Annotated in this window: 5 protein-coding genes and 1 pseudogene; 5 read left to right on the plus strand and 1 reads right to left on the minus strand. The window is 32.4% G+C overall.

The annotated features are described in order from the left end of the window. The first annotated feature begins 215 nt into the window (after positions 1–215). Positions 216–1,364: pseudogene (locus ABU914_RS10070) on the plus strand (IS3 family transposase). 336 nt (positions 1,365–1,700) lie between these two features. Here the strand turns inward: ABU914_RS10070 and ABU914_RS10075 are convergent. Next, a complete protein-coding gene (locus ABU914_RS10075) occupies positions 1,701–2,324 on the minus strand; it encodes an EamA family transporter (protein ID WP_379669598.1) in 624 nt (207 codons plus the stop codon). Positions 2,325–3,693: 1,369 nt separating this feature from the next. Between ABU914_RS10075 and ABU914_RS10080 the strand changes: the two genes are divergently transcribed. The 4 genes from ABU914_RS10080 (at position 3,694) to ABU914_RS10095 (ending at position 6,991) form a co-directional block, all read left to right on the plus strand. Then, positions 3,694–4,032 carry a hypothetical protein gene (locus ABU914_RS10080; protein ID WP_379669599.1) on the plus strand — a complete coding sequence of 113 codons (339 nt, stop codon included), beginning with the start codon at positions 3,694–3,696 and terminating at the stop codon, positions 4,030–4,032. Between the two features lie 104 nt (positions 4,033–4,136). Beyond that, a complete protein-coding gene (locus ABU914_RS10085) occupies positions 4,137–5,126 on the plus strand; it encodes an ABC transporter permease (RefSeq protein ID WP_379669600.1) in 990 nt (329 codons plus the stop codon). 5 nt (positions 5,127–5,131) lie between these two features. Further along, positions 5,132–6,328 (plus strand): FtsX-like permease family protein, encoded by a 1,197-nt coding sequence (locus ABU914_RS10090; RefSeq protein ID WP_379669601.1) that lies wholly within the window; start codon positions 5,132–5,134, stop codon positions 6,326–6,328. Continuing rightward, positions 6,329–6,991, plus strand: a complete 663-nt coding sequence (locus tag ABU914_RS10095) for an ABC transporter ATP-binding protein (protein WP_379669602.1) — start codon at positions 6,329–6,331, stop codon at positions 6,989–6,991. Positions 6,992–7,131 lie beyond the last annotated feature (140 nt).

The following is a 7,131-nucleotide window of genomic DNA, read 5'->3' on the forward strand; positions in this document are numbered from 1 at the left end:
ACATCTGTTCACGCAAATTTGTTTGAACGACTTTCTTATACGTTTTAGTTTGTAGCCTTACAAAAATATTATTAGCGATTAACGACAAAATGATTAAAACGGTTCCCGCTATATTAAACATTGTAATGTGATAACCTTGATACATTGATGCTAGTATAGTTTCATGGACACATGTTAGTTAAGTCATTACAATCAATTTTAGGAGGATGTGTCCAATGAAACATAAGAATCATGGAAAACGATACAATGACGACTTTCGTAAAATGATTGTTGAGTTATATAACTCTGGTCAATCAGTTAGAAGTTTAAGTAGCGAATATGGCGTTTCTGAAGTGACTATTTATGCATGGATTAAAAAGTTCACTCCAATTGAATTAGAAGATGGTTCCTCTGTAACTCCAGATGATTATGCAAAATTACAAAAACAAATACTTAAATTACAACAGGAAAATGATATCTTAAAAAAGCTATGGCCATATTCGCAAAAAAGTAAATAATATTGAAATAACTGATTTTATTCATGACCAAAAAGAAAATTATCCAGTGCAAACAATGTGTGAAGTACTTGAAGTTCCAAGAAGTACATACTATCAGTCATTAAATAAAACAATTTCTAATCGTGATCGTGAAAATAATTATCCAAAAAGATTATTGAGATCCATAAAGAAAGTAAAAAACGTTATGGTGCACCTAAAATTCACCGGGAATTGATAAAAAAGGGTTACAAGGCTAGCCTAAAGCGAGTTCAACGTTTGATGAAAAAAGCTGATATTAAATCAATAGTTGTTAAAAAGTTTCGTCCTACACCTAGCAAGGAAACAATTGTTGAGCGTGAAAACATTCTCGAAAGAGATTTTTCAACAGAAACGATTAATGAAAAATGGGTTTGTGATATCACCTATATCCATACACTTTGTGATGGTTGGTGTTACCTTGCATCAGTTATGGATCTTCATACTAAAAAGATAGTGGGTTATTCCTTTTCTCGTACGATGACGACTGATTTAATTATAAAAGCACTAGAAAATGCTTATCATGCACAAAAACCTGATAAAGGATTAATATTCCATTCAGATCTCGGCACACAATATACAAGCACTGATTTCGCTAAAATTATAAAAAAATTCAAAATGACGCATTCTTTTAGCTATAAGGGAAGCCCTTATGATAACGCTTGTATCGAATCCTTTCACGCTATTTTAAAGAAAGAAGAAGTAAATCATGTTCAGTACCTTGATCATAAATCTGCCAAATTAGCATTATTCCAATACATTGAAGGTTGGTACAACCGCAAAAAAATTCACGGTAGTATTGATTATAAAACACCACAAGAGATGGAAGATTTGTATACCTGTGCTGGATAACTAACGCTATTTAAATTCACTGCATCGGCTTTACGTGGAGAGGCGGGCATGATAGCCTCTTATGGCAAGCCAGCAATGTTTTTAAGTGATCTGGCTCCATGGCTTTGAAATCGTGCCCGCAGAGGCTCCATGTCAAGCCTTGACAGTTTAATATAAATCATATTCAAAGAACAAATTAAAAACTTAACTTATTTGTGTCCAAAATATTGACGTAGATCCACATCGAAACAACAAGCGTAGTAACTGGAACGACGTTAATAAATAAAAGTGCATTTAGAGGAGTCAAAATACTTACACCAACGTTCCAACCTAGTAAAGCAATCAAACCTGGAAAGATTACCATAAACAATAAATGCGGATATGCAATAATACAATCGACACGTATCCAACCATTGTTGCAATCGTAACGACGACCGTAGCGGTTAATGTTCCGAGCAAACAACTTAACGTTGAAGACTGCAAAGCAGACCATCCGTTAAAGCGACTTCCACCGATCGTATAAATCACCCATCCGACAACAGCGATAAAGATAAGAATAGAAGGAATAATATCACTCGTTGCACCTAAAAATCCTGCAAAATCACCTTTCATAATCACAAACATGGCACCAATAAAAGCAACAATGACGCAAATCGTCGTAAAGGAATGAGGACGTTTTCTAAAAACGATCCTTAATAGCACAATCGAAATCATCGGCATTAAAGCTTCCATAACAGAAGCAACCATCGCACCTGGTTCTCCTAATAAATCTTCTCCCCAGAAAATCAGAATATTATAGACGACAAACGCCATCGTATCAAAAAAACATAATTGCAAACCATAACCTTCAAATCGAAACGCTTGTTTTCCTTCTCTCCATAAAAGCAAAAATACTAATATAATTGTAACCGCATCATAGCGGATAAGAGTAAAATAAAACGGATCAATGTGGTCAAAAGCTGAATGTGCAATCGGAAACATGGCTCCCCATGATACAGCTGCAATAAAACATAAAAACGCGCCTCACAATAAGCGATGCTTCAAACCCCTCATGCCTCCTTAACTACTAACATATTCATTATCTATCAATTTTGGTATCTAATAAAATGAATAGTAATGATAATCTTATATCAATGAAAGGGGGATGTTTGTGGAATTTAAAAAAAAGGAACGATTACAGAAGCAGCAAAAGAAGTTTTACCACTAAGGGGAATAGCTCGAAGGTTAGGTCGCAATGTAAGTACAATTTTTGGTGAAAGAAAACGTGGTTCCGTCCAGCAAATTGATACTAACTATAAGCCTTATACGAAATATTTTCCAGACGTTGGGACACAAATTTATGAGGAGAATCGAAAAAAACGAGAAGCTCGTTCTACCGTAATGAAGGCCTGGGAATTTACCCGTTTTGTAGAGGAAAAATCCTCAAAAAGAAATGGTCCCCAGATGCGGTGGTTGGCTATGCAAAAGGCACAAAAAAGTCCTAGGAATGAGCAAAGAAAAACATCCTAAATCTATTTAAACAAGAGAAGAATTTGGACACTGGGAAATCGATATCAAATGATGATGCGTTCCAGACGTTAGTGGAAAGGTAAACACGCCTAAAGATAATTACGCGCATTTTCGAATAAAACATCCCAAGCAGTCACAAGGGTTCTTCATGATATATTTGTGGAGTATTCTTAACTTCAAAGTGTTTTTAAAAGCATTACAGCTGACAATGGCTCAGAATTCAGTGACAAAGAACTAGGAATTAACATTTATTTCTCACACCTTTATGCTTCATAGGAACGAGGATCAAATGAGCATTATAATGGGCTTATACGTAGATTCATCAAGAAAGGGCAGCCAATCCTTACATGCACTGATAAACGTATTGATGAAGTTGCACACTGGATGAACACACTTCCACGATACTAGACTACCGAACACCAGGTGAAATATTCACCAATTTTGTTGATGATCAACAAACTACTGGAAAACCTTATATAGTAGTTTCTCGCATAGTGTTGCATATAATATTGGAATTAAAGTAAAAAACAATATACTTGAATCCTTTATTTTTTAGTAAAATTTTCCGACTTTTTTCTCTTGTTCTAAAAAGTAGTTTAATTGAATAATAAGGAATATACTGTAAATTCGGAGGTGATAGTCTGAAAATATTTGCTAGAGTAATGTCGGTAGGGTCGTTAGTTATCGTATTATATAAATAAAGGTAACAGATATTCAACATATTTTCGCAAACAAGTTATAGAAATATACACTTCCCATACTACCTATGTTGAAATGATAAACTTTATTTATATAGTACAAAAGAACATTCAATGAAAATTAAAAATGGAGGTATTTTATGATGAGAAAAGTAAAATCAATTATCCTTACAGCATCGATAGCAGTAGTCATAATAGCTATAGGTTCTATTACAGCGCAAGGATTGACACACCAGCATATTTCTATGGGATCTGGCGCTACTGTTTATATTCAAGGGTACAATACTGTTGGCGTAAAAGGAACAGGTCTATACGGTACAAATAAAAACAAGGTAGTGACTGGATGTAAAGTAAGATTAAGAGAAGGAAATTTTGATAAATCTGCCAACAATTATGCAAAAAGGGGTGGCTGGACAGCGAAGTTATCAAAAGTAAATAATCCATTAAAAACTGCTTATACTACTTACAGTTGGAGATATTAGTCTAGTAATTAAGTTCCTAATGTTTTTGGCAGCATATAAAATGCTGCCAAAAAGCCTTTTAATTTATTTTATTTATCATTAATGAAAAAGAAAAGGAAGTAAATATGATACCTAATATAATAAAAAAATCATGGCTACCTCTTTGTTTTACGGTAATCGTATTTAGTATTATTGCAGGCGGAATTTCTATGATTTTAACTGTAGAGGAAAAAATGACAAATCATATAAGTAAAAATACGTATCGCATTCTTATTAATCAAAATGATACAGAAATATATTTTACAAACGAAGATTTATTATCATGGTTAAATAAACAAGTTGAGCAATTTACATTTTATAAGAACATACCTGAATCCGCTAGTCGTTTGAGCTACTCAAATGAAAAATCCTCTATGTACCAAATGGATAAAAATGAGGCTTATATTAATGTTTGGAACGAAGATGATCAAATCAAAAAGAATGGTAAACATTATTTTTACTTTAATCATATGGAGTATGAAGTAGTTGGCTATATTGATAATTTTACTAATGTAGTGGCAAATATTATTCCATCACTAGAAAAAAATCCTAAAGAACCGATGAAGGGGGAATATTATATTGACGCTGGTGAAAAAAGTGAGCTACTCATACAAGACCTATTAACTGCGATACAAAAAACAAACAGCGAGACTGAAATTTATTATGAGAAAGTTGAAAAAGCATGGCGGACTGATCTATTCAATCAAAAATATGCGCTTCTTATATTTCTCGGATCTAATGCTCTCCTATTTGTCTCTGGATTCACTATTATACTTTCATCGGTAGAAAAATATAAAAGAGAGATGTTTGTTAGGAGATTATCAGGAGCAGGTGAAACCCGTTTATTACTAACGATTTACTTCAATATGTTAAGTATTCGATTCATAGGCATCATGCTTGCAAGTTCAATCTTTTTTTTAGTGACTAATATTTTTAACTTATTGCCTTACAATACGGTGTTTCGTTTGGAATCGATCATCATAGGTATCATATTATTCTTTATTATGGATATATTATACACCCTCCCTATGTTATTTATTAATCAAAAGAAACAATTAATCAAAATTATGAGGTAATAAATATGCCGATTCAACTAAAATATGCGTTGGAAGATATTTGGAGAAAAAAACTATATTTCATTTCATTTTTAATTCAGATTACGATAATAATACTATTAATTACGGAATGTTTTTCCTTAATACATAAAAAACAAGATGCGTTTCATCATTTATCTAATACCTTTGATATTTCCAATGCTTTTTATATATCAATGGAAGAGAAGGAAGAGTATGTAGGTGGAGAATACGAAGAAAATATAATGAAAGATTTATACACGTATATTACTAAAAATGATAAATATACAAGTTTTTCAAATATTGAGGATTATATAGAAATAAAAGATATTCCTAAAAATCCACTTTCTGTTGAGATTGAGCAGGGGCCTAGCAAAATTAAGGCTTATAAAACATTGTTTATTTCGCACAGTTTTATCAACGTTTTTAATCTAGCATTATCAAAAGGGGAATTTTTTCATTCGAATTGGGAGTATGCGAGCGATAAAAGTATACCAGTTGTGCTCGGTTATTCATATGAAAAGTATATGGATATTAATGATGAATTTACCGATACCAACAATCAAAAATATAAAGTTGTTGGTTTTTTACAAGATGGGCAAACTTTTGTTGATATATCATTTGGCGAAGGTGTCATCGGATTAAATGATGTTATATTAATTCCAATTGATGTTACAGCATTAGACAATATACATATTAACGGAAATCATGATTATGAAACCTATCTTGATAATTCGACTATCATCGTTAAGAATAGAAACGATATAAGAGAATTAAGAACAATTACCGAAGATTCAAAGTTATATAATTATAACATTAACAGTGTGGAAGGCGTTTCCAGGTATATGGAAAAATCCACGCAGGAAGCTGTTGGTGTGTTTTCATTTATATCAATATTAGTTATTATTTTTGCTTCATTACTAGTAATTATTAACACTTTGGAATTTGTTAGAAAAAATATTAGGGAATTCAGTATTCATATTTTTTGCGGAGCGACCAAGGTACACATTGCATTAAGGATTTTTTTACAAATCTTTATTGTTTGGTTACTTTCTTTTATTATTTCTCTTATAATATCCAGTGAAATTTTTATTGTATTAGGTGTTTCGGGATTAATTTTACTACTTTGCTTAGGAACATGTCTTCCAAGCTTTATTACACTTTTTAAACTTCAAATAAGTGATATATTAAGGAGAAAAGAATAAATGATTGATCTGAAAGATATTTCAAAGGTATATAATAAATCTAAACCTAATGAAGTGAATGCTCTACAAAATATTAATTTAAAAATAGAAGCAGGAAGCATGCTAGCCATTATGGGTCCGTCAGGTTCAGGAAAATCTACGCTACTTAATATATTAGGATGCCTAGATGTGCCAACCGCAGGCACATATAAGTTATATGATCAGGAAATACAATCTTTAAGCCAAGGAAAATTAGCCGCTGTACGAAATCAGCACTTTGGTTTTGTAGTACAAGACTTTGCACTTATTGAAGAATATACAGTTATGAAAAACGTTGAAATTCCGCTTCATTATAGTAAAAACAAAGTCAATAAAAAAGAAAGAATTTTAACTCTGCTCGATATGCTTGGTATGAAGGAAAAAGCGTCTGAATATGCATATAATTTATCGGGCGGGCAAAGGCAGCGTGTGGCAATTGCACGAGCATTAATTAATAATCCAGATATTATTTTAGCAGATGAACCGACCGGTGCATTGGACCAAAAAACGGGTGAGCAGGTATTATCTATATTCAAAAGGATACATAAAGAACAGAATAAAACTGTTTTAATAGTTACACATGACGACAAGATTGCGAAACAATGTGAGGGAATAGTAAATTTAGTAGACGGAAAAATATATTAAAAATTCCCCTGTTCAAATACAGCCTTGAGGAGTAAAAATTCTTCGAGATAATCATCCCCTAAATTTGATAAATATGGGATAATTTAACTGTATTTATCGCTTTTTAGGGGGATTTCTGGATGGTTACAAGAAAAGAAAAA

Source organism: Pueribacillus sp. YX66 (assembly GCF_041725775.1).
In the GTDB taxonomy this organism is placed as follows: Bacteria; Bacillota; Bacilli; order Bacillales; family UBA6769; genus Pueribacillus.